Here is a 23,997-nt window from a genome sequence, read left to right on the forward strand (position 1 = left end):
AATGGCGCTTGGCAATATTGCCCGACAGGGCGGGCCGCGCTCCGCCGTTCAGAGGCGGTTGATGACCAGGCAGTCGACCATGGCGGCAAGATGCAGCCCGGCGCCGGTGATGACAAAGCCGTGCCAGACGGCATTGTGGAAACGCAGCCCCTTCCAGGCGAAGAAGATGACGCCGCAGGAATAGACGATGCCGCCGGCGACGATCAGCGCGATCGACGTTGTCGGCAGCGTCGCGACCAGCGGCTTGACCAGAACGATGCCGCTCCAGCCGATGGCGAGATAGAAGACAATGGCCAGGCGGTCGAAGCGGCCGGGCAGGAACACTTTGATGGCGATGCCGGTCACGGCCGCGGTCCAGACGAGGACAATCATCGGCAACGCCAGCGGCGAGCCGTCGAGCTGAGCCAGAAAGGGCGTGTAGGTCGCGGCGATCAGGAGATAGATCGCGGCATGATCGAACCGCCGCAAGATCCATTTCGCCGGCGACGTCACCGGCCACAGATTGTAGGTCAGCGATATCGACAGCACGGTCAGCAGCGACACCACAAAGAAGACGGCGGCGACATATTCGCCGGGACCGGCATGGAAGGCGGCCAGCGCCAGCAGTGCCGAGCCGGCCGCTATCGCCAGCACAATGCCGACCGCATGCACGATGCCATCGGCGATCATTTCCGCACGCGAATAGTGCCAGCGGCCGATGAAGGGGATCTCAACCGGCGATTCTTGCGGGGATACTGGCGGCGTGCTCGTCATCAAAGGTCCTGCGTCATCCCTATCTGGGAGGTCGCCGGCCAGTATTTCAAGCTTCGGTTGCGGTTTTACGACTGCGGCGCTTCAGCGCGCCAGTCCTGTCAGCGCGCCGAGATCGGCTTCTTCACCGCCTTGAGCAGCGCGCGCTGGATCACTTCGTTGCCGGCAACGACCGAGCCGGCGTTGAGCATGTCCTGGCCGCCATCCATGTCGGAGACGAAACCGCCAGCTTCGCGGACCAAAAGCAGACCGGCGGCAATGTCCCAGGCCGACAGGCCGGTTTCCCAGAAGCCGTCCACGCGGCCGGCAGCGACATAGGCGAGATCGAGCGCGGCGGAACCGAGGCGGCGCACGCCCGAGACCTCGGCCATGACATTGCGCAACTCGACCAGGAAGTTGCCGTGCTGGCCGCGGCCGAGATGCGGGATGCCGCAGCCGATCACGCAGTCGGTGAGCTTGATACGGCCGGCAACGCGCAGCCGGCGGTCGTTCATGAAGGCGCCGCCGCCGCGCTCGGCGGTGTAGAGTTCGTCCATTGCCGGATTGTAGATGACGGCGGCGACCAGCTGGCCCTGGCGTTCCAGCGCGATCGAGATGGAAAAGATCGGGATGCCGTGCAGGAAATTCGTGGTGCCGTCGAGCGGGTCGACGATCCAGCGGTGCTGGTCGTCCTCGCCTTCGACCGCGCCGCGCTCTTCCATCAGGAAGGCATAACCGGGGCGCGCCTTCGACAGTTCGGCAAACAGGATGTCCTCGGCCTTGCGGTCGGCCTGGCTGACATAGTCGCCCGGCCCCTTCATCGATACTTGCAGGTTCTGCACCTCGCCGAAGTCGCGCGCCAGCGAACGGCCGGCCTTCATGGCGGCCTGGACCATGACATTGAGAAGTGCTGAGCGTGCCATCGTATTTTCTTCCTGCTGCTGCGCCTTAGTCTGCGCGGCGCATGTAGGTGAGTTCGTTGGTGTCGACGACGATGCGTTCGCCGGCGCCGATGAATGGCGGCACCAGCACGCGGATGCCGTTTTCCAGCACCGCCGGCTTGTAGGAGGACGCCGCGGTCTGGCCCTTCACCACGGGGTCGGCCTCGGTGATGGTCAGCGTCACCTGGTCGGGCAGCGAAATGCCAATCGGCCTGTCCTCATAGAGCTGGACGGTCACCATCATGCCGTCCTGCAGGAAGGCGGCGCGGTCGCCGACGAAATCCTTGGCCAGTTCGAGCTGCTCGTAGCTCTGCGTGTCCATGAACACCAGCGCGTCGTCCTGCGCGTAGAGGAAGGAAAAATCCTTCAGGTCGAGCCGGATCTGCTCGACGGTCTCGGCCGAGCGGAAGCGCTCGTTGAGCTTGGTGCCGTTGATCAGGTTCTTCAGTTCGACCTGGTTGTAGGCGCCGCCCTTGCCGGGCTTGACGGTGTTGGTCTTGACCGCCACCCAGAGGCCGCCATCGTGCTCGATGACATAGCCGGGACGGATTTCGTTGCCATTGATCTTGGCCATGATGATGTTGATCCGGGAATGAGATGGTCGCTGGACAAGCGATTTCGGGCTCCCAAGACCACAAATCACCCGAAGAGGCAAGGGAGCCGGCAGGTTGGCGCCGACCGGAAGGCATCGATATGCGCATGTCGGGCACTGGATACGGCGCCGACACGGACACGATCAGTCGGGCTGATTGACAACCGAACCGACCGCGTCGGCGATGGCCTGGGCGACCTTCGCCAACCGATGGATGTGCGGCGAGCGCAGGACAACGACCTGCAGCGACAGGTCGAGTGCCTTCGTTTCGACGAGCGTCACGCCCTGCGGCACCTGCTTGCCGAAAAGGCGCATCGGCATCAGGCCAACACCATGGCCGCGGCGCACCCATTCCAGCTGCATGGTCGGATCCTGGATTTCAGCGGCAATGGATAGTCTGCGGCCGTCATCGCCAAGAGCAGCAAGCAGACGCTGGCGCGCATCACAGGGCGCAGGGCTCAAAATCCAGGCTGCATTTTTGAGGTCGGGTATCTGCCCCGCCTGCTCGTTCGTCACGATGCCGAGACGTTCGGTGCCGATGCAGGCACCGCCGTGCTCGCTGCCGCCCGCGCGCAGCACGATAGCGAGGTCGAGTTGTCCGCGATCGAACTGATCGACCAGTTCGGCGCTCCAGCCGGTCTTCAGCCGCAACGACACTTTTGGGAAGAGCGCCGCGGCGTTGGCGATGGCTTCCGCAACGTCGCGGTCGGAGAGGCCATGGGCGAGGCCAAGGCGAAGCAGGCCTTCCGGCTCGGCCTTGCCGGCAAAGGATTTCAGCGCTTCCACCGAAGCCAGGATGTCGCGGCCGCGCGCCAGCACTTCCAGACCCGCCGGCGTCAGTCGCGGCGGCTTTTGCCGGCGGTCGAGCAATGTCGTGCCAAGCATGTCCTCCAGCCGTTGAATCTGCCTTGTCACGGCCGGCTGGGTCAGCGGCAGGCGCCGGGCGACCTTCTGGATCGAGCCTTCCTCGGCAAAAAGAGCAAGCGTGCGCAGTTCCTCAAGCATCTCAGAAGTCATGTTCAATGGACATAATTATTCTCAACATTATGAATTTGAAATCCATCGTCTGGCAAGCGATTTTCCGTTCAAAGCAAAGGACGATGAGATGAAGGCAATCGAACTGCAGAGCCCGGGCGGCATCGACAATCTCAAGATGGTCGAACGACCGATACCGGAACCCGGCCGTCAGGAGATGATCATCAGGGTCAAGGCGACGGCGCTCAACTACCGCGATGTCGAGATCGCGCGCGGCAGCTATCACACGACATTCCCGCTGCCGCTGGTGCCACTTTCCGACGGCGTCGGCGAGGTGGTTGCGGTCGGCGCCGAGGTCAGCCGCTTCAAGGTCGGCGACCGGGTCTGCGGCACGTTCTGGCAGCGCTGGGTCGGCGGCGGCTTCGCGATGGCGGAAGCCTCCTACCAGCGCGGCGGTCCGATCGACGGCTTGCTCAGCGAATTCGCCCGGCTGGACGAACAGGCGGCCGTGTCGGTCCCGGCGTATCTCAGCGATGTCGAGGCGGCGACATTGCCTTGCGCCGCCGTCACCGCCTGGCATGCGTTGTTCACCGAAGGCAAGCTCAAGCCGGGCGAAACCGTGCTCAGCCTCGGCACCGGCGGCGTGTCGCTGTTTGCCGTGCAGTTCGCAAAGGTCGCCGGCGCGCGCGTCATCGTTACGTCGAGCAGCGATGAGAAACTTGCGCGGGCAAAAGAGCTTGGCGCGCATGACGGCGTCAACTACCGCGACACTGCGGACTGGTCGTCAGCCGTGCTGGCGCTGACCGATGGCCGTGGCGCCGATCACATCATCGAAGTCGGCGGCCCGCAAAGTTTCGCGCAGTCGCTCAAGGCGTCGGCGCGGGGCGCCCAGATCAATGTCATCGGCTATCTCGGCGGCAGCGAAGGGGCGATCAATCCGCTCGACATCTTCCGCCGCCAGGTGAAAGCACGCGGCATTCCGGTCGGCTCGCGCGAATCCTTCGAGGCGATGAACCGGGCGCTCGCCGTCAACCGGCTGCGGCCGGTGATCGACCAGGTTTTTCCCTGGGCAGAGGCGGCAAGGGCCTTTCGCCATCTCGAACATGGCTCGCCCTTCGGCAAGGTCGTGCTCGATCATGTCAGGTGACGTCGCCCGTCAGGGCAGGCGGTTGGCCTTCTGCAAGGCCTGCTTGGTCTGGTCGTCAGTCAGCCCTTGCAGAAAATCGTCCATCTCCGGATCGATAAGGCCGGCGCGGCGGGCGACCACGTACCAGGCTCCGGCCAGGATCAGGTCGGGGTCGGTGCCGATGCCGCCCATGTAAAGCTTTGCCAGCCGGTTCTGGGCGGCGACGTTGCCGCCTTCGGCGGCCTGCTTCATCCAGTTGAAGCCAGATTTCAGGTCGCGAGCACCGCCGCGGCCCTCGATCATCCAGGCGGCAAGATCGATCTGCGCGGTGTCGTAGTTCTGCCTGGCGGCCTGCGTCAGCAGGCGGCGTGCCTGGGCATCGTCGTGCGGCTTGCCGCCGACGCCATTGGCATAGACCTGCGCCATCGCATACTGGGCATCGGCAAGGCCGGTCGCCGCGGCGCGCTCATAGTAGGGCACGGCCCTGGCGATGCCGGCGTCGCCCGGATCCTGCTGGACCAGCAGCTGCGCGAAGTTGAACTGCGCCAGGCGGTTGCCGGCCTCGGCGGCGGCCTGCATCAGCGCATACGCGCCCTTCTCGTCCTTCTTGACGTAGCGGCCGTCGAGCAGCATCAGCGCATACTGGAACTGCGATTCAGGAATCCCTTGTTCGGCAGCCTGCGCATACCATTTGGCGGCCTCGGCCGGGTTGAGCGGCACGCCCAGTCCGCGCGACAGGATCTCGGCCACCAGCGTTTGCGCCGCCGGGTCGCCATTCTGGGCCCGCACCAGCGCCAGATTGTAGGCGGTCTTGTAGAGGCCGCGCTGAAAAGCGCCATAGGCGGGGTCCGCCGGCTTGGCGCCGAAACGCTCGGGGTTGATGGCGTCGGCCGACGGCAGCGGCGCGGTCGTCGCGGGCTGCGGCAGCGGGGTCTCGATCGGCTTGTCGACATGAACGCCGGAGTTCGTGGCATCGGTCTTTGTGGCACCGGCCTTTGCGGCACCAGCATCGGGGGCGTTCGCATCAGCCGCGCCGGTATCGGGTGCGCTCGTGTCGGGCCTCGGCTGCGGCAGCGGAACGGGCTCCGCCGCCATCGCTGCCCCGCTCATCAAGGCCGCAACCAGAACCGCGATCGGAAGTCCGGGTCGGCGCACGTCAGTCCTCGAAGCGCGGCGCGGTTTCGTCGAGTAGCGCATTGGCGGCAGCAATCGCCGCCTTCGGATCGGCGCCGTCGGCGAAGACGGCGCTCGACAGGGCTACGAATTCGGCGCCGGTGTCGGCCACTGCCTCGACCGAAGCAAGGTCCGACCCGGCCATGACGATGCAAGGGATCTGGATCATGTCGGCCCACCAGCGGCCGAGCGACAGATTGCGCGGATGCGGCTCCGGTTTGTTGTCGTAGCCGAAGCGGCCGAAGAAGATGTAATCGGGCCTGGTTTCGCCGAGCTCCAGCGCGTCGTCGCGGGTCTTGGCGCCGCCGGCGCCGACCATCATCTTGCCCTGGAAGTGTTCGATGGTTTCGGCGAGCGCGTCCTTGGAGACCTCGACATGAATGCCGTCGGCCTGGACGCGGCCGGCAATGCGGGTGTCGCCGGCGATGATGACGGCGATGCCGGCCGCTTGCGCCACCGGCACGATCTGTTCGGCAAAGGCCTGGAAGGCAGCCTCGTCCATGCCGTTTTCAGGCAGGATCAGCGAAGCGATATCGCCGCCCTCGAACGCAGCTGTAATGCGCTGCGCCTCTGCGTCCTTGGGCGCGATCAGCACGATGCGGCAGCGATTGGGGGGTGTTGCGTCGTTCATTGGCTTTCGATCCGGGAATTCGCCTATGCCGGGCGAAGATGGTTGCATTGCGGCGGCATAGAGCAAAGCGCCCGCCTTGAACAGGCGGGCGGGGATCGATGCGACGGCTTGGTTTACGATCGCCGGCGAGCAGCCGGTCCGCGGCTCATTTGACGGCTTGCGGGCTTTCGGCCGGCGATTTGGCCTTCCACAAAGTCCAGCCGAGATTCATGCCGGCGGCGGCGATCAGGATGGCAGCGGCGCCAACCAACTGGGCCGGGTGCAACCGATGGCCGAAAGCCATGACGTCGACCAGGATCGCCACGACCGGATAGATGAACGACAGCGACCCCTGCAGATGCGTCGGCAGTTTCTGGATGGCGCCATACATCAATATGTAGACCAGGCCGGTGTGGACAACGCCGAGCGTGACCAGCATGGCCCAGCTCCAGCTGTCGGTAGGCAAATGTGAGAGGTTGGCAAAGGGCGCCAGCATGATGACGCCGACGCAGACCTGGATCAGCGCGATCAGATGCGGTGGAGTGCCCTTGAGCTTCTTGGCGACGATGGCCGCGACAGCCCAGAAGAAGGCAGCACCCAGCGCCATGCCGATGCCGGTGACATAATCGGTGCCGACGATGCCGGAACCGGCATCAGGCCCTGTCTGCACGATCAGCAGCATCCCGGCGAAGGCGATGCCGAGCCAGGTCAGCTTGGTCAGGGTCAGGCGCTCGCCGAAGAACAGCGCGCCGAAGCCGACCAGCATGAAGGGCTGGGTGTTGTAGACTGCCGTGGCGATCGAGATCGAGGCGCGGGAAAAGGCGCTGAACAGCAACAGCCAGTTGATGACGATGGCCGCGCCGCCGAGCGCGGCGATGGCAACAATGCGAAGCGTCAGCCTGCCGCGCAGCAGCCCGAGTGCTGCGCAGGTGATGAGCAGCGCTACCGCGCCGAAGGCGCAACGCCAGAACACCACGTCCATGACCGGCTGGCCCGACATGACGACGAACCAGCCGATCGTGCCGATGATTGTCATCGCCGCCGTCATTTCGATCGTGCCGCGCACCGTGCTGTCCATGACAATACCTCCGATATCTGTTGAGGCGGGATAATCTCATGCGATTCTGAGGGTTTATATGATCTATGAAAGGTGATATGTGTGTATCACCTAATTTAATAAGGCGATCTCTGCCTTTTGCGAGGAAACGAAAAATGCTGGACGAGCTGGACAGAAAGCTTCTCGATATACTGGTCAAGGATTCCCGGACCTCGTTGAAGGAACTGGCGCAGCAGGTCGGGCTGTCGTCACCGAGTGTGTCCGAGCGGCTGCGGCGGCTGGAGGAGCGCGGCGTCATCCGCGCCTTCACCGTCGAGATCGATCCGGAGGCGCTGGGTTTTCCGCTGCAAGCGATCGTGCGGGTGCGGCCGTTGCCGGGCAAGCTGCATATCGTGCAGCAGCTGATCGAAGAGATCCCCGAATTCGGCGAGTGCGACAAGGTCACCGGCGACGATTGTTTCGTGGCGCGGCTTTATGTGCGTTCGATGGGCGAACTCGACAAGCTGCTCGACCGCATCGCCGACAAGGCCGAAACCAGCACCGCCATCATCAAGGCGCAGCCGATCCGCCGCCGGCCGCCACCGCTCGGGTAAACGGCTTTCGAGCTATAGCTCCAGTTTGTAGCCGATGTGGCTGGCCTTGAAGCCGAGCCGGTCATAGAAGCGATGCGCGTCGTGGCGGCTCTTGTTGGTGGTCAGCTGGACAATTTTGCAGCCGCGTGCGCGGCATTGCTCGACCGCCCATTCCAGCAGGCGCTGCCCCAGCCTTTCGCTGCGCCGGTCAGCGGCGACGCGTACGGCCTCGATCTGGCCGCGCCAGGCGCCCTGCAGCGACAGGCCGGCAAGGTAGCTGATCTGCAGCGTGCCGATCACCTTGCCGTCGTCCGTCATCACGGCGAGAAACTGATTGGGGTCGGCGCTCACAGCCGCAAAGGCATCGCGATAGGCTTTGGCCAGCGGTTCGCTGGCGTCCTCGCGGCTGCTGCCGAGGGGATCGTCCGCAAGCATGGCGACAATGGCCGGCAGGTCGGCTGCTTCGGCGCGGCGGATGTTGGGTTCGCTCATTGTCAAAACCTGGGGTCAAAAGCTGGTGCATCGGGGGATGGCGCCCTTATGCATCGGGGGCGATCTTGCCGCAAATCCCGAACGGTCAAATTACGGACAGTTGATAGCTTACATCGCCGGCCGGCATTTTCGCTGTCGCGGCGCACAGGTTTCTGAGCTATGGCAGGCGACAATTTCCCTCCAGCCCCCTTCATCCCATGTCAGGTCTGCTCGCCGATCCGTGGTTCTATGCCGCCGCCATTCCGGCGGTCATCCTTGTCGGCTTGTCGAAAGGCGGCTTCGGCGGCGCCGTCGGCTTTGTCGGCGTGCCGCTGATGGCACTGGCCATGCCACCGGTGCAGGCGGCCGCCATCCTGCTGCCGATCCTGTGCCTGATGGACATCGTTTCGGTGTGGACGTGGTGGGGCGTCTATGACCGCAAGATGCTGGTCGACATGATGCCGGGCGCGGTGATCGGCATCGGGCTTGGCTGGCTGACGGCAGCCCTGGTCACCGAAGAGATGGTGCGGCTCATCGTCGGCGCTGTCGCGCTCATCTTCGTGCTGCGCTGGCTCTATCTGCAGTTTCGCCACGGTTCGGACCATGCGGCGGCGCCCAACCGCATCGCCGCCGCCTTCTGGGGCACCGTCGCCGGCTTCACCAGCTTCGTCGCCCATGTCGGTGGACCGCCCTTCCAGGTCTATGCGCTGCCGATCCGGCTCGACCCGAAAGTGCTGTCGGGGACATCGGCAATCTTCTTTGCCGCCACCAATGCGCTGAAGCTGATCCCCTATTTCGCGCTTGGCCAGTTCGACACCGCCAATCTGACGGCATCCGCCGTGCTGATGCCGCTGGCGCCGCTGGCCACCATTGCCGGCGCCTGGCTGGTGCGGCGCATGCGGCCGGAGATCTTTTATCCCTTCACCTACGCGACCGTGGCCGTGGTCGCGGTCAAGCTTTTGTGGGACGGGATCGCCGGCCTGATGTAAGCGGCGCGAGGCGGCCGCACGGTCGCCTCCATACTCTCGGGTGTTAGACAGCGCTCGGCACGAGGCGGCGGTTGCCGCCAAAGGCCAGTGCGGCGCCGGTGACGACAACCAAAACCATGGCAGCGAGAATACCGATGTCGTGCTCGGACGGCTTGAGCACCATGTCCGCGACCACGACCAGCATCACGGCATAGTCGAAGCGTGCCACGCTCATCATGCGCTGGCCCATGGCAAGGACGAGAGGTGACATGCCCTCCTTGGCGATCGCGGCTCCCATGCGCTCGCCGATCGGTTTGAAGACGAACATGCCGATCGAAAAGGTGGTGGCGTAGCCGACAAGGCCAATGACGATCCACAGATCGGCGAACCCCACCCAGAAGCTGCACATGATCAAGCCGAAGATCAGCGTCAGCATCGACATCGGCGCGAAAAACCTGCCGCCCAGCTGGCCGCTGGCGCGGATCGCCTGCAGCTTTTCCTCGATGTTGCCGGCACGCTCGGCAAGCATGCCGAGCAGGAACAGCACGAACCCGCCTCCGACCCACAAGGTGGCCGTAACGATGTGGAGAAATTTGACGATCGAATACCAGTCCATTGCCGCTCCTTTTGCGTCGTTCCAGGGCAAACGCTGGTTGCGCGTCTGCTGCCAAAGGAGGGCGAATTATCGCCGTACATGTATCCAGGAGATGCCGCACGGGTGCCGGTTTGTTGCGGCGGCGCGATCACCGGTTTTGCCGCGAGCCCTGAGAATACCCGGCATTTGCCGGATAGACGTCTTGTCGGGTTTGGCTAGTTTCGCGGCATGATTCTGAAACCTGCCGGGACTAAGCCGCTGGCGACCGACGTTTCATTTTGGCCGCGTGCGATCGGACCAAGTCTGCGGCAATCAACGAGGGTATCCCATGCAAGGCGTAGCACGAAATTTCTTCACCCTGGCCGTCATCTATTCGCTGTGCGGCATGGCCCTGGGCCTGCACATGGCGATCACCAATGATCACGGGCAGATGCCGACCCATGCGCACACCATGGTGGCGGGCTGGCTGATGTCGGCGGTGTTCGCCTTCTTCTACCATTTGTTCCCGGCTGTCGGGCAAAAGACGATTGCCGTCGTGCATTTCTGGCTGACGGCAATCAGCGGCATCGCGCTGATGATCGGGCTTTATTTTGAACTTGCCGGCCATCCGGAGATCGAGCCGGTGCTGGCCTCTTCCTCGATCGGTTTTTATGCGGGAATGCTGCTCTTCGCCTTCATTTCCTTGCCGGCGATCTGGAAGAAGGCGTGAGCAACCCGACGATCAGGTTCCGCCGGCCGTTGTGCTGATACGGCACAGAAGGGCAGCGGTCGATCAAGAAATATCCGCTCCGTTAAGGGTTCATTAAGCTTTACAGGTGTTTACTATGTCCATCCAGTTATCTGGATTCTTACCGAGTGGTTGGAGCCACTTCGTTTGACGCCTCCCTGTTAAACTCCTGAGAGCCGCCTTATCCGCGGCTCTTTTTTTGCCCGCATTTCAGGCAACACAGCACCCATGCGCCGGCGTTAACCGTTTGTTAAACATGTGCTTGCCTTCGCCAATCGCGAAGCGCATTTTCAAGCTTCAGTCATCTAGGGTGCCGGCGTGACGGCGAAGAAGCCGAATCAGCCGACGGGGCAGTGCAGGGGCGTACGATGAACGAGCCTTCGAAGGGCAGCGCGAAAACCATCAAGCTGGCGGAACGCCGGGTTTTCTCCCAATCCTTCAAACCGCTTTACCAGGAAGGCATGGGCCTGGTTGAGCAAGCAGCCGAATATCTCGACGGCAAGGGCCGGGCTGAGGCGAAAAAGCTGTCCAGGCTGGCAGCGACGCTCTATGCGGCCGAGTCAATGCGGCTGACCACCAGGCTGATGCAGGTTGCTTCCTGGCTGCTTTTACAGCGGGCGGCGAACTCCGGCGAGATGACCCGCGACCAGGTCGCTTCGGAAAAATCCAAGGTGCGCCTCGATACCGCTTCGGCGCATGACGAAGCTGCCGGCTGGAACGAACTGCCGAAGGATTTCCTCGACCTCGTCACCCGCTCGCTGCGCCTGCAGGCGCTGGTGCGTCGCATGGACGAGGAGATCTATGGTGGGGCGTTCGCCGAGGCGCCGTCGGCCGTCCGCCGCGCCAATCCGGTTTCAGACCAGATCACGCTGCTCAACACGGCTTTCGCCCGGGGTTAAACGCCTCCCGTTTCCGGTTTGTTCACATTTCGCTGGCATCGCTGTCCGCCGGAGGTAGACTCGGGCACATGGGGCAAGCGATTCGCATCATCGGTATCGACCCGGGGCTTAGGCGCACCGGCTGGGGCATTGTCGAAAGCCTCGGCAATTCGTTGCGCTTTATTGGCTCCGGCACCGTGCGCTCCGACGACAAGGCGGCGTTGGCGACACGGCTTTGTCAGTTGCATGACGGGCTGGCCGAGATCCTGCATGCAGCCATGCCGCACGAGGCGGCCGTCGAACAGACCTTCGTCAACAAGGATGCGGTGGCGACGCTGAAGCTCGGCCAGGCCCGCGGCATTGCCATGCTGGTGCCGGCGCGCGCGGGCCTTGTCGTCGCCGAATATGCCCCCAATGCCGTCAAGAAAGCGGTGATCGGCGTTGGCCATGGCGACAAGAAGCAGATCCACATGATGGTCAAGGTGCTGTTGCCGAAAGCCACTTTCGATACCGAACATGCCGCCGACGCACTGGCCATCGCCATCTGCCACGCGCATCACCGGCAAAGCGTCGCCTACCGGATGGCGGCGCTGGCATGAGGGATCTGGCATGATCGGCAAGTTGAAAGGCACGCTCGACGAGATCGACGAGGATTTCTGCCTCGTCGACGTGCATGGCGTCGGCTATGTCGCCCATTGTTCGGCGCGCACACTGGCGTCGCTGCCTTCGCCCGGCGAGGCGGTGGTGCTGTTCATCGAAACCTATGTGCGTGAGGACATGATCCGGTTGTATGGCTTCCAGTCGGTGCTGGAACGCGAATGGTTCCGGCTGTTGATGAACAATGTGCAGGGCGTCGGCGCCAAGGTGGCGCTGGCCATCCTGTCGACGCTGGCTCCGGCCGACCTCGCCAATGCGATCGCGCTGCGCGACATTGCCATGGTCTCCAGAGCGCCCGGCGTCGGCAAGAAGGTCGCCGAGCGCATCGTCACCGAATTGAAGAACAAGGCGCCGGCCTATGCCGGAACCGCCTCCGGCACGATCGGCCTCAAACAGGAACTCGGCGAAGGCGTCGCGCCGGCGCCGATCACCGACGCCGTCTCGGCGCTGGTCAATCTCGGCTATTCGCGTGACACCGCAGCCAATGCGGTGGCGGCGGCGCTGAAGACTGCCGGCGAGGATGCGGATGCCTCGAAGCTCATTCGATTTGGACTGAAGGAACTGGCGCGGTGAGTGTGAAACGCAACGCCGGATTGACTTCGCGTGTGGTTTGGTTTTCTTAATGTTATCGATTTTGCAAGAGTATCCGACGTGCGCCTTTTCGCCATCAACAATCAGGTAAATTCGGGACCGGCATTTGCCGAGTCCGAACGTCGCGCGCGCCTGCGGCATTGTCGAAGATAGCTTACCACAGCAATCCGTTCGTCAGGCCGCTTCCAAAGAAGCGGCCTTTTTATTTTGGGGTGGGAAATGTTCCCGATAATCGAAACCATAGATGATGTTTTGCCGCATATTCAGGGCAATATCGGGTTCTTTGTAACGCGGTTCGATAACTACGATGTCATCGACTATGGATTTGTGGGTGACGAGACTTTCCGGAGCCCCATGGCGCTGGAGTGCCGTGGCCTGAAGTTCACCAAGGATGGACGGCTTATGGCTCGTCCGTTCCACAAGTTCTTCAATCTCGGAGAGAGGCAGCGTCCGGAAGATATCGACTGGGCATTGCCTCACATCGTCATGTCAAAGCTCGACGGCTCGATGGTTCATCCCTGTGTCATCAGTGGTGAACTGGTGTTCATGACGCGGATGGGTATCACGACGCAGTCGAAGATCGCCTTGTCGTATGCCGGGGAGAACGTTCTCAAGCTTTCGAAAGCCGCTATTGAAGCAGGTATGACGGCGCTTTTCGAATTTACATCGTCCGAAAACAGGGTCGTCATCGCTTATGATCAGCCGTCGCTGACGCTCCTGGCCGCACGCGATAACCGAACCGGACGCTATTCGTCGCACCAGGAACTTCAATCGCTGGCCGATCAATTCGACGTGCCGCTGATCCAGCCGCTTCAGTATGCGGGCTCAACGAAGGAGTTCGCAACGCTTGCACGAGGCCAGGAAGGTATCGAGGGCTATGTCATCGCTTTCGAGGATGGCCACAGACTCAAGCTCAAGACCGCGTTCTATGCTTTGCGGCATAAAGCGCTGTCCGGCCTCGCCTTCGAGAAAAACATTCTCGCATGGGTGGCGGAAGGGGCGGTCGACGATGTCGTCCCCCTCCTGGCGCCTGACCTCGCCGAGGCCCTGAAGGCCTACCAACTCGTGGTGGCCAACGGTCTCAACAGTCACCTTCGCGAGGTTGAATCCTTCGTTGCCGAACACTCGGGCCGGGGGCGGAAGGAGTTCGCCGCTGCTGTTGGCTCAAATCTCGACAAGAGACTTCAGCCAGTCGCCTTTGCCATGTTCGATGGAAAAGACGGCAGCGAAGTGCTCAGGAAACAATTACTCTGGGCCAGCTTCAGTGAGTCGCGGCTTGAAAGCATCCGCGATCTCTATGGCATGTCATGGAAGTCTCCTGCTGTGATCGTGGAGGCCGGTTGACCGGATGAGTTTGGAATGCCCGAGCAAGGACGAGGATAGATTGTGAACGAGCGTCTCATTGCGCCCGACAAACGCGGCGAGGATGCCGAGCAGACCTTGCGGCCGCAGACGCTTGCCGATTTCGTCGGCCAGGCAGCGGTCAGGGCCAATCTCAAAGTGTTCATCGAGGCTGCCAAGGGCCGCAGCGAGGCGCTCGACCATGTGCTGTTCGTCGGTCCGCCGGGACTGGGCAAGACGACACTGGCGCAGATCATGGCGCGCGAACTCGGCGTCAATTTCCGTTCGACCTCGGGCCCGGTCATCGCCAAGGCCGGCGACCTCGCGGCGCTGCTCACCAATCTCGAAGACCGCGACGTGCTGTTCATCGACGAGATCCACCGACTCAATCCGGCGGTGGAGGAAATCCTCTATCCGGCGATGGAGGATTTCCAGCTCGACCTGATCATCGGCGAGGGGCCGGCGGCGCGCTCGGTCAAGATCGACCTTGCCCGCTTCACGCTGGTCGCTGCCACCACGCGGCTTGGGCTGTTGACCAATCCGCTGCGCGACCGTTTCGGCATTCCGGTGAGGCTCAATTTCTATTCGGTCGAGGAGCTGGAGCAGATCGTGCGCCGTGGCGCCCGTATCCTGCAAATGCCGCTCGGCGACGATGGTGCACTCGAGATCGCGCGCCGCGCCCGCGGCACGCCGCGCATCGCCGGCCGGCTGCTGCGCCGGGTGCGCGATTTCGCCTCCGTTGCCGGCGACGGTCATGTCGACAGGCAGATTGCCGACGAAGCCCTGACGCGGCTGGAGGTCGACGGGCTCGGCCTCGACGCGCTCGACCGCCGCTATCTCTCGATGATCGCCCGCAATTTCGGCGGCGGTCCCGTCGGCATCGAGACCATTGCCGCCGGCCTGTCGGAGCCGCGCGACGCCATCGAGGATATTATCGAGCCCTATCTGATCCAGCAGGGTTTCATTCAGCGCACGCCGCGAGGCCGCGTGCTGACCGCCAATGCCTGGCGCCATCTCGGCCTCGATGTGCCGAAGGACCTGGCCCAGCAGCAGATCAACCTGTTCCAGGAGGAGTAACGGAGATTTGTTCTCCGGAACGGTTTGTCTGCGCAGAATCTCCTCAAGCCTGCCAGCGTGAAGGCGCATTCCTGGATTTTATCGAGCGTAATGTCGGCGCGGACCGCTCCGATCAAGCGCCGGAGCCGGGAAAGTGATCACCAGACGCGGGTTCCTGAAATTCGTCGGGGGTTCGTTCCTCTCGCTGGCTTCGCTCAGCGCCTATGCGGTTGGCATCGAGCCGATGCTGCTGACGCATGTGAAGCGCTATCATCTGACGCCGCCGCATTGGCCGGCGGGTTTGAAGCTGCGCGTCGCGGTGCTTTCCGATATCCATGCCTGCCACCCCTGGATGACGCCGGAGCGGATCGCTTCGCTCGCCGCCGAGGCGAATGCGCTCAAGCCGGATGTGATCCTCATGCTTGGCGACTATCCGGCCGGGACGCGCATGGTGACGGGCTGGGTGGATGCCTCGGAATGGGCGCCGGCACTTTCCGGCCTCACGGCGCCGCTCGGCGTGTGGTCTGTCCTCGGCAACCATGACTGGTGGGAAGACCGCACCGCGCAAAAGGCCGGCGCCGGACCGACGATTTCACGCAAGGCGCTGGAGGCCGTCGGCATTCCGGTGCTGGAAAACGATGTCGTGCGCCTGGAAAAGGACGGGCACGGCTTCTGGCTCGCCGGTCTTGCCGATCAGTTGGCGCTGCTCCCCGGCCGGGCCTGGGGCCGCAGCCGTGGCAAGGGCCTGGACGATCTCGACGGCACGCTGGCCAAGATCACCGACCAGGCGCCGATCATCCTGCTCGCCCACGAGCCCGACATTTTCCCTGAAGTGCCATGGCGGGTCTCGCTGACGCTGTCGGGCCACACCCATGGCGGACAGGTCAGGCTGTTCGGCTATTCGCCGGTGGTGCCGTCCCGCTTCGGCAATCGTTTCGCCTATGGCCATGTCGTCGAGAATGACCGTAACCTGATTGTCTCAGGCGGGCTCGGCTTCAGCATTGCACCGGTGCGCTTTGGTATGCGGCCGGAGATTCTGCAGATCGATCTAGGTTCAGCCTAGCGCCCGCTCTGCTAGGGAAGCGATCGGATCGCATCCATCACGGCAGGCTCGGCTTTTTCGCCGTTGAAGGCATCGACGATGCCGAAGGCGCCGCCAAAACTCCACACCGACCATGAGAAACCGTGCGCCTCGGCGCGCGCGATCATGTCCTTGACGTAAGCCGCGCGGTATTGCGGCGGCATCACATAGTGATTGCCATACTCCTGGCGGATCATGCCGAACTCGCCCAGCGTGATGTTTTCCGGCTTGATGCCATTGGCCTTGGCCCAGGCATCGACCTTTTCGAAGGGTGCATCCATGACCCCAAGCAGCTTCTCGTCCGTGTCCATGCTCGCCACCTGCTCGTCGAGATAGGCGAGCAGGCCATTGCGCCTGGTCCACGGCGCCTCAGCCTTCATCTTGGCGCGGATCGCGTCCAGCTTTGCATCGAGTTCGGCACGCGGCACTGCGGTGAGCGGATAGGGCAGGCCGGTGACATAAGGAATGAAATCGCCGGCCCAGGTTGCGCCCTGATGGGTCAGCAGGAACGGATCGTAGGAGTGGAACGTCCAGATGATGTTGTCGTCAGGGATCGTCTTCGGGTCGATCTTCACCAGCGAAGTCGCATTTGAGTAGCAGGCGCCGGTCAGGATCAGCGTCAGCCTGGTGGCCGAGGCGCGCGCGGCGGCGAACAGTTTCTGCTGACGCTCCGGCCACAGGCTGGTGCCGTCACTGTCGCAGTCGACGATCGGCTCGTTCATGGGCTCGAAAGCGACCTGCGTCGGATCCTCTGCGGCGAGCGTGCGCGCCATTTTGCGGATGACCTCGACATAGGCGTCGAAAATGGCGGGATCGTCCATCACCTGGCCCATGCCGATCTCGCGGCCACCACCAGCCGGTATGAGGTGCATGTCGACGATCACTTTCAGGCCGGCGCGGTTGATCATGCGGGCCGAGTCCCGCACGCTGGCATAAAGGTCGTCGCGCAGCGCCGTGGTCTGGTCCGACATGAACGGCGAGGGGTCGACCGGCATGCGCAGGAAGTCGAAGCCGGCGGCCTTCAGCGCCTTGAGGTCGTCCTCGTTGAGGAACTTGCGCCATTCCGGATAGGGCAGGATGGCTTTGGGGTCGTTCCATTTGTCTTCCCCGACCCAGGTCGTCCACTGGTCGAGGTTGAGGCCGCGCTTCATCGAAAAGCTTGCGGCCTGGCCGGGCAGCGCGGACGCCGCCAGCACCAGCAGCGCCGCCATCAAGGTCTTGATCATCGCCGTCAACAGTGCCATCCGGTTTGCTGCGCTGGTGATTTTGGCAAGACAGGTGCCCCGCCGGGGGCAAAAAGGAAAGCGCGATGGACGATCATGGTGAATCGGCGGCGCTCACTGCCGGGCTATCCGGGGCGCTGACGGAATTCGGCCATCGGCTGATGGCGCGGGTCTATTATGCCGACACCGACTTCTCCGGCGTCGTCTACCACGCGCGCTATCTCGAATTCTTCGAGCGCGGCCGCTCCGACTATCTCAGGCTGGCCGGCGTCCACCACACCGAACTTCACGAGGGCAAGCACGGCGAGCGCATCGTCTGGGTGGTGCGTCGCATGGAGATCGATTTTCGTTCGCCCGCCCGCATGGACGATATCCTGACCATCGACACGCGCACCGAAGACATTTCCGGCGCCCGCATCGTCATGGCTCAGCAATTGAAGCGCGGCGACGAGGTGCTGGTCGAGGCGAAGGTCCAGGCGGCGATCATCGGCGAGAATGGCCGGCCGAAACGCTTCCCGAAAGAATGGATAGCAGCCTTCATACCGAAGGCAAACGGGTAAGGCTGCGTGTCGCCGGCGACTCCGAGCGGCGTTTGAGTGCACCTGCAGAACAAGAAGCGTGGCCGCCGCGACTCCACCCGGGGCGCGGCAATGCGCCGCGCCATATTTCCTAACCCATCCTTAACCATAACGGTTCATGAAGAGATCGGTGAAGATTGGAAGAATCCGCGCGCCTTCCTTTCACCAATATTTGCCCTGAAAAGGCCGCTAACGGTGCATTTTGGGGTAATCCGCAAGCCCAGCGCGAACGGACCACAAGGGATGCCCATGGGCCAGCCGCCAGCGATGCCCGGAAAATCTTAAGGACTTGAACGATGGAAAATATCGCACTCGCCGACCCGGCAGCGCATTTGTCGATTTGGGCGCTGTTCATGCAGGCCGGCTGGGTGGTCAAGCTGGTCATGATCGGTCTGCTCTGCGCCTCGGTCTGGACCTGGGCGATCATCGTCGACAAGCTGGTCAGCTATGCCCGCATGCGGCTGTCGCTCAACCGTTTCGAACAGGTGTTCTGGTCGGGACAGTCGCTGGAGGAGCTTTACCGCACGCTCGCCGATCGCAAGACCACGGGCATGGGCGCGATCTTTGTCGCCGCGATGCGCGAATGGAAGAAGAGCTTTGAGAAGGGCGCCAAATCGCCGCTCGGCCTGCAGACTCGTATCGACAAGGCCATGGATCTGGCGCTGACGCGCGAGATGGAGCGGCTGGAGGGACGGCTCGGCTTCCTCGCCACCACCGGTTCCGCCGCACCCTTCATCGGCCTGTTCGGCACCGTCATCGGCATCATGACTTCTTTCCAGGCCATTGCTGCTTCCAAGAATACCAGTCTTTCGGTGGTGGCGCCGGGCATCGCCGAGGCGCTGCTGGCAACGGCCATCGGCCTGCTCGCCGCCATCCCGGCTGTTATCGCCTACAACAAGCTGTCATCGGACGCGAACAAGATCGCGGTGCGGATGGAAGGGTTCTCGGACGAGTTCTCCGCCATACTCTCGCGCCAAATCGATGAAAAAGTAGCGCCGAAGGCCTGAGGAGCAGCAAGATGGGTATGTCCGTAGGCATCTCGGGACGCGGCGGGCGCGGCCACAGGCGGCGCGGCCGCCATCACGCGCTGATATCGGAAATCAACGTCACGCCGATGGTCGACGTGATGCTGGTGCTGTTGATCATCTTCATGGTCGCGGCCCCCCTGCTGACGGTCGGCGTGCCGATCGACCTGCCGGACACGCAGGCCAAGGCGATGAACGCCGACACGCAACCGATCACTGTCTCGATCAACGCCGCGGGCCAGATTTATCTGCAAGAGACCGAAATCCCGATCGAAGAACTGGTGGCCAAGCTTCAGGCGATCTCCAAGACGGGTTATGAGGAGCGCATCTTCATCCGCGGCGACAAGTCGACCGACTATGGCACCGCTATGAAGGTGATGGCCCGCATTTCGGCCGCTGGCTACAAGAACATCGGCCTGGTTTCACTGCAGGAACAGGAACAGTAGCACCAAGATGCGGACCGGCCTCACCACATCGGTGATCTTGCATACGGTAGCGTTGGCCTTCGGGCTGTTCACGCTGTCGTCGCCGCCTGCCATGCCGGCGTCCGATGCTGAATCGGTCTCGGTCGCCATCGTGCCGGTGGAGGCCGTCGCGCAGACGCTGCAGGGCGACAAGAAAGCCGTGATGCGCGAAAAGCCGGCCCCCACCCCGACCAAGCGGCCCGATATCGTGCCGGCGGCACAGACGATTGGTGAGAACAGCGTCGACACCGACAAGCCGGTGACGGACGAGCCCAAGCCGAAGCCGGTCGAGAAAACAGCGACGGCTGCCCCGGCGCCGACGCCGACCGAAAAGCCGAAGACCGAGGACACGCCGAAGCCAAAGGAAGAGCCGAAGCCGACACCGGCAACGGAAGTGGCGCCAACGCCGCAGCCGAAGGAAGAGGTCAAGCCCGAGCCGGTGAAGCAGGTTGAACCGAAGCCGACGCCGGTGAAGGAGCCGGCGCCCGCGCCACAGCCGGACACGACTGCCGCCATCCAGTCGAAGCCCGAGGTCAAGCCCGACGCTGTCGCCGACGCCATATCGGAACAACAGCCTCCGGAGGAGGCGCAGTTGCCGAATTCCGCACCCGCGCCCGAAGCGCGGCCGAAGCCGCAACCTGCGCAGGCTGAAAGCGCCAAGGCGCCGGACCGCAAGGATGCCGAGAAGCCGGTCAAGGAAGCGTCGTCGAAGCCGAAGTCCGAGGAAAAGCAGTTCAATGAAGGTGAGATCACTCAGCTGCTCGACAAGCAGAAGCCTTCTGGCGGCGGCGACAAGCGCTCGACGCAGCAGGCGTCGCTCGGCGCCGACAAGACCCAGGGCCAGAAACTGTCGCAGGCCGAAATGGGCACTTTGTCGGATCAGCTCGGCAATAACTGGACCCTTCCGGCCGGGCTCGAAGGCTCGGAAAACTTCGTCGCCGTGATCGTGTTCAATCTGGATGCCTCCGGCAAGCTTGACGGCCGTCCGACCGTCGAAAAGTCGAGCGGAAACCGCCAATTCGACGAGAGTGCGGTGCGTGCCGTCCAGAAAGCAAACATGGCTGGTCTGCAAGTTCCCGCCGGCAAGCAGGATATCTGGGCCCAGGTTCGGGTCACCTTCGATCCTAGGGAGATGCTTGGGCTCTAGGCCTGGCGTCCACCAAATCAGTTAAGAGAAGCGAGAAGACATGAAATCCATCCTCAAGTCGCTCCTGACGATTGCAGCCATGGCGCTGGGCATGACTGCCGTTGCCACCTTGCCGGCGCGAGCACTCGTCGAGATCAACGTCAACAAGGGCAATGTCGAGCCGTTGCCAATCGCCATCACCGATTTTCAAGGTGAGATTGGCGCTCAGATTTCCGATATCGTCAGCGCAGATCTGAAACGCTCCGGCCTGTTCGCCCCGATAGACAAGAACGCCTTCATCGAGAAGATCGCCAATCCGGATGCGCAGCCGCGGTTCGACGACTGGAAGGTGATCAATGCGCAGGCGCTGGTTACCGGTAGCGTCGGCAAGGAGGCGGACGGCCGTATCCGCGCCCAGTACCGGCTGTGGGACACTTTTGCCGGCCAACAGATGTCGGGCGAGCAGTTCTTCGCCAACGACGCCAACACCAGGCGCGTCGCCCACATCATCGCCGACGCGATCTATGAGCGGCTGACCGGCGAGAAAGGCTATTTCGACACCCGCGTCGTCTTCATCGACGAATCCGGCGCCAAGAATGCGCGCAAGAAGCGCCTCGCCATCATGGACCAGGACGGCGCCAACGTCCGCTATCTCTCGGACGGCAAATCGATCGTGCTGACGCCGCGTTTCTCGCCGAACCGGCAGGAAATCACCTATATGTCGTACGAAAGCGGCCAGCCGCGGGTGTATCTGCTGCAGATCGAGACCGGGCAGCGCGAGCTGGTCGGCAACTTTCCCGGCATGACCTTTGCGCCACGCTTTTCGCCCGATGGCCAGAAGGTGATCATGAGCCTGCTGCGCGATGACGGCAATTCCAACATCTTCGCCATGGATCTGCGCAGCCGCTCGACAACCCGGCTGACCAACTCGACCGCCATCGACACCTCGCCCTCTTATTCGCCGGACGGCAGCAAGGTGGTGTTCACCTCCGACCGTGGCGGTCGCGCACAGATTTATGTGATGGGTGCCGACGGCTCGGGCCAGACCCGCATCTCGTTCGGTGACGGCGTCTATTCGACGCCGGTGTGGTCGCCGCGCGGCGACCTCGTCGCCTTCACCAAGCAGACCGGCGGCGAATTCCAGATCGGCGTGATGAAGACCGACGGCTCGGGCGAGCGCATCCTCTCCTCGGGCTTCCAGCAGGAAGGACCGACCTGGGCGCCCAACGGCCGCGTGCTAATGTTCTTCCGCGACTCCGCCGGTGGCCCAAAACTGGTTTCGGTCGACCTCACCGGCCGCAACGAGCAGTCGATACCGACCGCGAATTTCGCTTCGGACCCGGCCTGGTCGCCGCTGCTGGAGTAACCACGTTTCAGCCGAGCCGCTGCGCGCCTCGTTGCAACTTGGCAACAGTGCCCTAAAAGCCCCGTTTCGGGGCTTTTTTCACGCCAAAGTCGCCTTTTGGCCGCATTTCCGCCTACGGTCCGCGACCATTGTGGCATCAGGTGATTTCGGCTGCGGACGGGCGGCTGAAACCAAATTTTAACCGTGTTTCTTGAATGCCGGTTAACCCAAACGTGGTTACTGGGTGATCAACGAAATCACTCGAAATACGAAGGAGAGGCGGCATGGGCCGTATCGCAGCACTTACCAGAAACCCGGCGATGATTGCGCTGATCGCGATGCTCGCCATCACCGGTTGCGCCTCGAAGAAAACCCCGAACAACGCCGCCGACCTCGGCCTCAATGGCGCGGGTGCCGCAACGCCCGGCTCGGCGCAGGACTTCACCGTCAACATCGGCGACCGTATCTTCTTCGACACCGACTCGACCGCGATCCGCGCCGATGCGCAGACGACGCTGTCGCGCCAGGCGCAGTGGCTCAACCAGTACAAGCAGTATGCCATCGTCGTCGAAGGCCATGCCGATGAGCGCGGCACGCGCGAATACAATCTGGCGCTTGGCGCCCGCCGCGCGGCCGCCACCCGTGACTTCCTGGTTGCCAAGGGCGTTTCGGCAAGCCGCCTTAAGACGATTTCCTACGGCAAGGAGCGCCCGGTCGCGGTTTGCGACGACATCTCCTGCTGGTCGCAGAATCGCCGCGCCGTCACCACGCTCTCCGGCGCCGGCTCCTGATAAGCAAGATGGCGGCGCTTTAGTCGCATAATTGCAACACCTCCATGCGAAAGGCGGCCATTGGCCGCCTTTTTCAGTTCTGGTCCCGGAAACAAAATGCGGAAACAAAATTTGGCCGAAGTCTCGCCTCCTGCTAAGAGCCGAGGGCGCCTGGCTGGTCCCACTGTGATTGGAAGGCGCGAACAGGCTCACGAATTACACGGCGAGAGGCACATGCATTTCAGATCGGTCTTGAGCGGCACGCTTGCGCTGCTGCTCCTATCAGGCTTCGCGGCTACTGCGAGCGGCACCGGACAACCCGCCGATAGCGGCTTTTCCTTCCATCTGCCGACGCTCGGCATTTTCGGCAAGAAGGAGAAGCCGGAGCAGCAACAGATCGCGCAGCAGCAGGACGGCACCACCGCCGCCAGCCTCGAAGAACAGCTGCGGCAGATGAACGGCAAGATCGAGGAACTCAATTTCCAGGTCCTGCAGATGCAGGAGCAGATGCGCAAGCAGCAGGAAGACAACGAGTTCCGCTTCCAGCAGCTGGAAGGCGGCTCCAGCGGGCAGCCGCCGGCGCAGAAGAAGTCAGAGGCCGCGCCGCAGGATGGCGATACCGGCAACAGCGTTGCCGAAGCCCCGGCAACGCAGGCGCCGGCCGATTCGGCTGCACAATCGGATGGCGGCCAGAGCGTCGGCGAAGTCATCGTCGAATCGCAGACCGGCGATCCCGGCAAGGTGATCACCGGCACCCCGCCAAAGACCTTCGGCACCATCACTGTCGACAAGAACGGCAATGTGGTCGACGCTGGCGGCAACACGCAGGCGATCGCGCCGGCGGAAGGTGCGGCGCCTGCCGCCGAGGCGCCGGCGACCGGCCCCAAGACCGGCAAGTCCAACGGCACGGTGGTGGCGGCGCTGCCTTCCACCAACGATCCGGAAGAAATCTACCGCAACTCCTACCAGTTTATCCTGTCGGGCGACTACAGCACCGCGGAGCAGGGGTTTCGCGACCACATCTCCCGCTTCCCCAAGGACGCCAAGGCGGCGGATGCGCATTACTGGCTGGGTGAATCCCTGCTCGGCCAGCAGAAGTATCATGACGCGGCCGAGGTTTTCCTCGCGGCCAGCAAGGACTATCCGAAGGCCAAGAAGGCGCCCGACATGCTTTTGAAGCTCGGTGTGTCGCTGGTCGGCCTTAAGCAGAAGGATGTCGCCTGCGCCACTTTCGGCGAGATCGGCAAGCGCTATCCCGATATTTCGGCCGCGCTCAAGGAACGCGTCAAACAGGAAAGGGCGCTGGCGGCGTGCTAGTCTTCGCCT

The 23,997-nt window shown here is 63.0% G+C and carries 27 protein-coding genes; 17 read left to right on the top strand and 10 right to left on the bottom strand.

The annotated features are described in order from the left end of the window. Positions 1 to 48: 48 nt before the first annotated feature. The 4 genes from trhA to AC1DYJ_RS06890 form a co-directional block, all read right to left on the bottom strand. The gene (trhA, locus tag AC1DYJ_RS06875) at positions 49 to 753 is read right to left on the bottom strand and encodes a PAQR family membrane homeostasis protein TrhA (protein WP_477286596.1); all 705 of its coding nucleotides are present in this window, start codon (positions 751 to 753) and stop codon (positions 49 to 51) included. Between the two features lie 98 nt (positions 754 to 851). Then, positions 852 to 1,652, bottom strand: a complete 801-nt coding sequence (locus tag AC1DYJ_RS06880) for an inositol monophosphatase family protein (RefSeq protein ID WP_477286598.1) — start codon at positions 1,650 to 1,652, stop codon at positions 852 to 854. A 25-nt stretch (positions 1,653 to 1,677) separates the two neighbouring features. Continuing rightward, on the bottom strand, positions 1,678 to 2,244 hold the full coding sequence (gene efp, locus AC1DYJ_RS06885; RefSeq protein ID WP_112559678.1) for an elongation factor P: 567 nt from the start codon (positions 2,242 to 2,244) through the stop codon (positions 1,678 to 1,680). Between the two features lie 162 nt (positions 2,245 to 2,406). After that, on the bottom strand, positions 2,407 to 3,267 hold the full coding sequence (locus AC1DYJ_RS06890) for a LysR family transcriptional regulator (RefSeq protein WP_477286600.1): 861 nt from the start codon (positions 3,265 to 3,267) through the stop codon (positions 2,407 to 2,409). Positions 3,268 to 3,367: 100 nt separating this feature from the next. Between AC1DYJ_RS06890 and AC1DYJ_RS06895 the strand changes: the two genes are divergently transcribed. Further along, the gene (locus tag AC1DYJ_RS06895; RefSeq protein ID WP_477286602.1) at positions 3,368 to 4,384 is read left to right on the top strand and encodes a zinc-dependent alcohol dehydrogenase family protein; all 1,017 of its coding nucleotides are present in this window, start codon (positions 3,368 to 3,370) and stop codon (positions 4,382 to 4,384) included. 9 nt (positions 4,385 to 4,393) lie between these two features. Here the strand turns inward: AC1DYJ_RS06895 and AC1DYJ_RS06900 are convergent, their stop codons facing one another. The 3 genes from AC1DYJ_RS06900 to AC1DYJ_RS06910 form a co-directional block, all read right to left on the bottom strand. Then, on the bottom strand, positions 4,394 to 5,473 hold the full coding sequence (locus AC1DYJ_RS06900) for a tetratricopeptide repeat protein (protein WP_477286604.1): 1,080 nt from the start codon (positions 5,471 to 5,473) through the stop codon (positions 4,394 to 4,396). Positions 5,474 to 5,519: 46 nt separating this feature from the next. Next, entirely contained in the window at positions 5,520 to 6,167 is a 648-nt protein-coding gene (locus AC1DYJ_RS06905) for a thiamine phosphate synthase (protein ID WP_477286606.1), read from the bottom strand. A gap of 145 nt (positions 6,168 to 6,312) precedes the next feature. Continuing rightward, entirely contained in the window at positions 6,313 to 7,224 is a 912-nt protein-coding gene (locus AC1DYJ_RS06910; RefSeq protein WP_477286608.1) for a DMT family transporter, read from the bottom strand. 134 nt (positions 7,225 to 7,358) lie between these two features. Between AC1DYJ_RS06910 and AC1DYJ_RS06915 the strand changes: the two genes are divergently transcribed. Next, positions 7,359 to 7,796: an Lrp/AsnC family transcriptional regulator gene (locus AC1DYJ_RS06915; protein ID WP_477286610.1), complete on the top strand. Its 438-nt coding sequence runs from the start codon at positions 7,359 to 7,361 to the stop codon at positions 7,794 to 7,796. 12 nt (positions 7,797 to 7,808) lie between these two features. On the opposite strand, the gene AC1DYJ_RS06920 is transcribed toward AC1DYJ_RS06915, so the two are convergent. After that, positions 7,809 to 8,267 (bottom strand): N-acetyltransferase family protein, encoded by a 459-nt coding sequence (locus tag AC1DYJ_RS06920; RefSeq protein ID WP_477286612.1) that lies wholly within the window; start codon positions 8,265 to 8,267, stop codon positions 7,809 to 7,811. Positions 8,268 to 8,464: 197 nt separating this feature from the next. Between AC1DYJ_RS06920 and AC1DYJ_RS06925 the strand changes: the two genes are divergently transcribed. Further along, positions 8,465 to 9,235 carry a sulfite exporter TauE/SafE family protein gene (locus AC1DYJ_RS06925; RefSeq protein ID WP_181062220.1) on the top strand — a complete coding sequence of 257 codons (771 nt, stop codon included), beginning with the start codon at positions 8,465 to 8,467 and terminating at the stop codon, positions 9,233 to 9,235. A 43-nt stretch (positions 9,236 to 9,278) separates the two neighbouring features. Here the strand turns inward: AC1DYJ_RS06925 and AC1DYJ_RS06930 are convergent, their stop codons facing one another. Further along, positions 9,279 to 9,830: a DUF2269 family protein gene (locus AC1DYJ_RS06930; protein WP_477286614.1), complete on the bottom strand. Its 552-nt coding sequence runs from the start codon at positions 9,828 to 9,830 to the stop codon at positions 9,279 to 9,281. Between the two features lie 307 nt (positions 9,831 to 10,137). On the opposite strand from AC1DYJ_RS06930, the gene AC1DYJ_RS06935 reads away from it, so the two are divergent. The 7 genes from AC1DYJ_RS06935 to AC1DYJ_RS06965 all read left to right on the top strand — a co-directional run bounded on the left by AC1DYJ_RS06935 (position 10,138) and on the right by AC1DYJ_RS06965 (position 16,122). Next, positions 10,138 to 10,518, top strand: coding sequence for a hypothetical protein (locus tag AC1DYJ_RS06935; RefSeq protein WP_477286616.1), 381 nt, complete (start codon positions 10,138 to 10,140; stop codon positions 10,516 to 10,518). A gap of 386 nt (positions 10,519 to 10,904) precedes the next feature. Further along, a complete protein-coding gene (gene rcdA, locus AC1DYJ_RS06940; RefSeq protein ID WP_477286618.1) occupies positions 10,905 to 11,435 on the top strand; it encodes a protease adaptor protein RcdA in 531 nt (176 codons plus the stop codon). Positions 11,436 to 11,503: 68 nt separating this feature from the next. Further along, on the top strand, positions 11,504 to 12,013 hold the full coding sequence (gene ruvC, locus AC1DYJ_RS06945; protein ID WP_477286620.1) for a crossover junction endodeoxyribonuclease RuvC: 510 nt from the start codon (positions 11,504 to 11,506) through the stop codon (positions 12,011 to 12,013). A 10-nt stretch (positions 12,014 to 12,023) separates the two neighbouring features. Continuing rightward, a complete protein-coding gene (ruvA, locus tag AC1DYJ_RS06950) occupies positions 12,024 to 12,644 on the top strand; it encodes a Holliday junction branch migration protein RuvA (protein ID WP_477286622.1) in 621 nt (206 codons plus the stop codon). A gap of 237 nt (positions 12,645 to 12,881) precedes the next feature. Beyond that, positions 12,882 to 14,006, top strand: coding sequence for an RNA ligase (locus tag AC1DYJ_RS06955; RefSeq protein WP_477286624.1), 1,125 nt, complete (start codon positions 12,882 to 12,884; stop codon positions 14,004 to 14,006). A 39-nt stretch (positions 14,007 to 14,045) separates the two neighbouring features. After that, entirely contained in the window at positions 14,046 to 15,080 is a 1,035-nt protein-coding gene (gene ruvB / locus AC1DYJ_RS06960) for a Holliday junction branch migration DNA helicase RuvB (RefSeq protein ID WP_477286672.1), read from the top strand. Between the two features lie 133 nt (positions 15,081 to 15,213). After that, a complete protein-coding gene (locus AC1DYJ_RS06965) occupies positions 15,214 to 16,122 on the top strand; it encodes a metallophosphoesterase (protein WP_477286626.1) in 909 nt (302 codons plus the stop codon). Between the two features lie 11 nt (positions 16,123 to 16,133). Here AC1DYJ_RS06965 and AC1DYJ_RS06970 read toward each other — a convergent pair whose 3' ends face one another. Next, positions 16,134 to 17,384: a glycoside hydrolase family 5 protein gene (locus tag AC1DYJ_RS06970; RefSeq protein ID WP_477286628.1), complete on the bottom strand. Its 1,251-nt coding sequence runs from the start codon at positions 17,382 to 17,384 to the stop codon at positions 16,134 to 16,136. Between the two features lie 65 nt (positions 17,385 to 17,449). On the opposite strand from AC1DYJ_RS06970, the gene ybgC reads away from it, so the two are divergent. The 7 genes from ybgC to ybgF all read left to right on the top strand — a co-directional run bounded on the left by ybgC (position 17,450) and on the right by ybgF (position 23,988). Further along, positions 17,450 to 17,923 carry a tol-pal system-associated acyl-CoA thioesterase gene (gene ybgC, locus AC1DYJ_RS06975; protein WP_477286630.1) on the top strand — a complete coding sequence of 158 codons (474 nt, stop codon included), beginning with the start codon at positions 17,450 to 17,452 and terminating at the stop codon, positions 17,921 to 17,923. Positions 17,924 to 18,237: 314 nt separating this feature from the next. After that, positions 18,238 to 18,948 carry a protein TolQ gene (gene tolQ, locus AC1DYJ_RS06980; RefSeq protein ID WP_477286632.1) on the top strand — a complete coding sequence of 237 codons (711 nt, stop codon included), beginning with the start codon at positions 18,238 to 18,240 and terminating at the stop codon, positions 18,946 to 18,948. A gap of 11 nt (positions 18,949 to 18,959) precedes the next feature. Beyond that, positions 18,960 to 19,412 carry a protein TolR gene (gene tolR, locus AC1DYJ_RS06985; RefSeq protein ID WP_181057782.1) on the top strand — a complete coding sequence of 151 codons (453 nt, stop codon included), beginning with the start codon at positions 18,960 to 18,962 and terminating at the stop codon, positions 19,410 to 19,412. 7 nt (positions 19,413 to 19,419) lie between these two features. Further along, the gene (locus tag AC1DYJ_RS06990; protein ID WP_477286634.1) at positions 19,420 to 20,577 is read left to right on the top strand and encodes an energy transducer TonB family protein; all 1,158 of its coding nucleotides are present in this window, start codon (positions 19,420 to 19,422) and stop codon (positions 20,575 to 20,577) included. A gap of 40 nt (positions 20,578 to 20,617) precedes the next feature. Next, entirely contained in the window at positions 20,618 to 21,922 is a 1,305-nt protein-coding gene (tolB, locus tag AC1DYJ_RS06995) for a Tol-Pal system beta propeller repeat protein TolB (protein WP_477286636.1), read from the top strand. A 263-nt stretch (positions 21,923 to 22,185) separates the two neighbouring features. After that, positions 22,186 to 22,692 carry a peptidoglycan-associated lipoprotein Pal gene (gene pal, locus AC1DYJ_RS07000; RefSeq protein WP_477286638.1) on the top strand — a complete coding sequence of 169 codons (507 nt, stop codon included), beginning with the start codon at positions 22,186 to 22,188 and terminating at the stop codon, positions 22,690 to 22,692. A 213-nt stretch (positions 22,693 to 22,905) separates the two neighbouring features. Further along, positions 22,906 to 23,988 carry a tol-pal system protein YbgF gene (ybgF, locus tag AC1DYJ_RS07005; protein WP_477286640.1) on the top strand — a complete coding sequence of 361 codons (1,083 nt, stop codon included), beginning with the start codon at positions 22,906 to 22,908 and terminating at the stop codon, positions 23,986 to 23,988. Positions 23,989 to 23,997 lie beyond the last annotated feature (9 nt).

It is taken from the genome of Mesorhizobium sp. P2_B11, from assembly GCF_056404855.1.

Coding starts and splice junctions, on each gene's coding strand:
- trhA (WP_477286596.1), bottom strand. CDS start 753: ATGACGAGCACGCCGCCAGTATCCCCGCAAGAATCGCCGGTTGAGATC.
- AC1DYJ_RS06880 (WP_477286598.1), bottom strand. CDS start 1,652: ATGGCACGCTCAGCACTTCTCAATGTCATGGTCCAGGCCGCCATGAAG.
- efp (WP_112559678.1), bottom strand. CDS start 2,244: ATGGCCAAGATCAATGGCAACGAAATCCGTCCCGGCTATGTCATCGAG.
- AC1DYJ_RS06890 (WP_477286600.1), bottom strand. CDS start 3,267: ATGCTTGAGGAACTGCGCACGCTTGCTCTTTTTGCCGAGGAAGGCTCG.
- AC1DYJ_RS06895 (WP_477286602.1), top strand. CDS start 3,368: ATGAAGGCAATCGAACTGCAGAGCCCGGGCGGCATCGACAATCTCAAG.
- AC1DYJ_RS06900 (WP_477286604.1), bottom strand. CDS start 5,473: ATGAGCGGGGCAGCGATGGCGGCGGAGCCCGTTCCGCTGCCGCAGCCG.
- AC1DYJ_RS06905 (WP_477286606.1), bottom strand. CDS start 6,167: ATGAACGACGCAACACCCCCCAATCGCTGCCGCATCGTGCTGATCGCG.
- AC1DYJ_RS06910 (WP_477286608.1), bottom strand. CDS start 7,224: ATGGACAGCACGGTGCGCGGCACGATCGAAATGACGGCGGCGATGACA.
- AC1DYJ_RS06915 (WP_477286610.1), top strand. CDS start 7,359: ATGCTGGACGAGCTGGACAGAAAGCTTCTCGATATACTGGTCAAGGAT.
- AC1DYJ_RS06920 (WP_477286612.1), bottom strand. CDS start 8,267: ATGAGCGAACCCAACATCCGCCGCGCCGAAGCAGCCGACCTGCCGGCC.
- AC1DYJ_RS06925 (WP_181062220.1), top strand. CDS start 8,465: ATGTCAGGTCTGCTCGCCGATCCGTGGTTCTATGCCGCCGCCATTCCG.
- AC1DYJ_RS06930 (WP_477286614.1), bottom strand. CDS start 9,830: ATGGACTGGTATTCGATCGTCAAATTTCTCCACATCGTTACGGCCACC.
- AC1DYJ_RS06935 (WP_477286616.1), top strand. CDS start 10,138: ATGCAAGGCGTAGCACGAAATTTCTTCACCCTGGCCGTCATCTATTCG.
- rcdA (WP_477286618.1), top strand. CDS start 10,905: ATGAACGAGCCTTCGAAGGGCAGCGCGAAAACCATCAAGCTGGCGGAA.
- ruvC (WP_477286620.1), top strand. CDS start 11,504: ATGGGGCAAGCGATTCGCATCATCGGTATCGACCCGGGGCTTAGGCGC.
- ruvA (WP_477286622.1), top strand. CDS start 12,024: ATGATCGGCAAGTTGAAAGGCACGCTCGACGAGATCGACGAGGATTTC.
- AC1DYJ_RS06955 (WP_477286624.1), top strand. CDS start 12,882: ATGTTCCCGATAATCGAAACCATAGATGATGTTTTGCCGCATATTCAG.
- AC1DYJ_RS06970 (WP_477286628.1), bottom strand. CDS start 17,384: ATGGCACTGTTGACGGCGATGATCAAGACCTTGATGGCGGCGCTGCTG.
- ybgC (WP_477286630.1), top strand. CDS start 17,450: ATGGACGATCATGGTGAATCGGCGGCGCTCACTGCCGGGCTATCCGGG.
- tolQ (WP_477286632.1), top strand. CDS start 18,238: ATGGAAAATATCGCACTCGCCGACCCGGCAGCGCATTTGTCGATTTGG.
- tolR (WP_181057782.1), top strand. CDS start 18,960: ATGGGTATGTCCGTAGGCATCTCGGGACGCGGCGGGCGCGGCCACAGG.
- AC1DYJ_RS06990 (WP_477286634.1), top strand. CDS start 19,420: ATGCGGACCGGCCTCACCACATCGGTGATCTTGCATACGGTAGCGTTG.
- tolB (WP_477286636.1), top strand. CDS start 20,618: ATGAAATCCATCCTCAAGTCGCTCCTGACGATTGCAGCCATGGCGCTG.
- pal (WP_477286638.1), top strand. CDS start 22,186: ATGGGCCGTATCGCAGCACTTACCAGAAACCCGGCGATGATTGCGCTG.
- ybgF (WP_477286640.1), top strand. CDS start 22,906: ATGCATTTCAGATCGGTCTTGAGCGGCACGCTTGCGCTGCTGCTCCTA.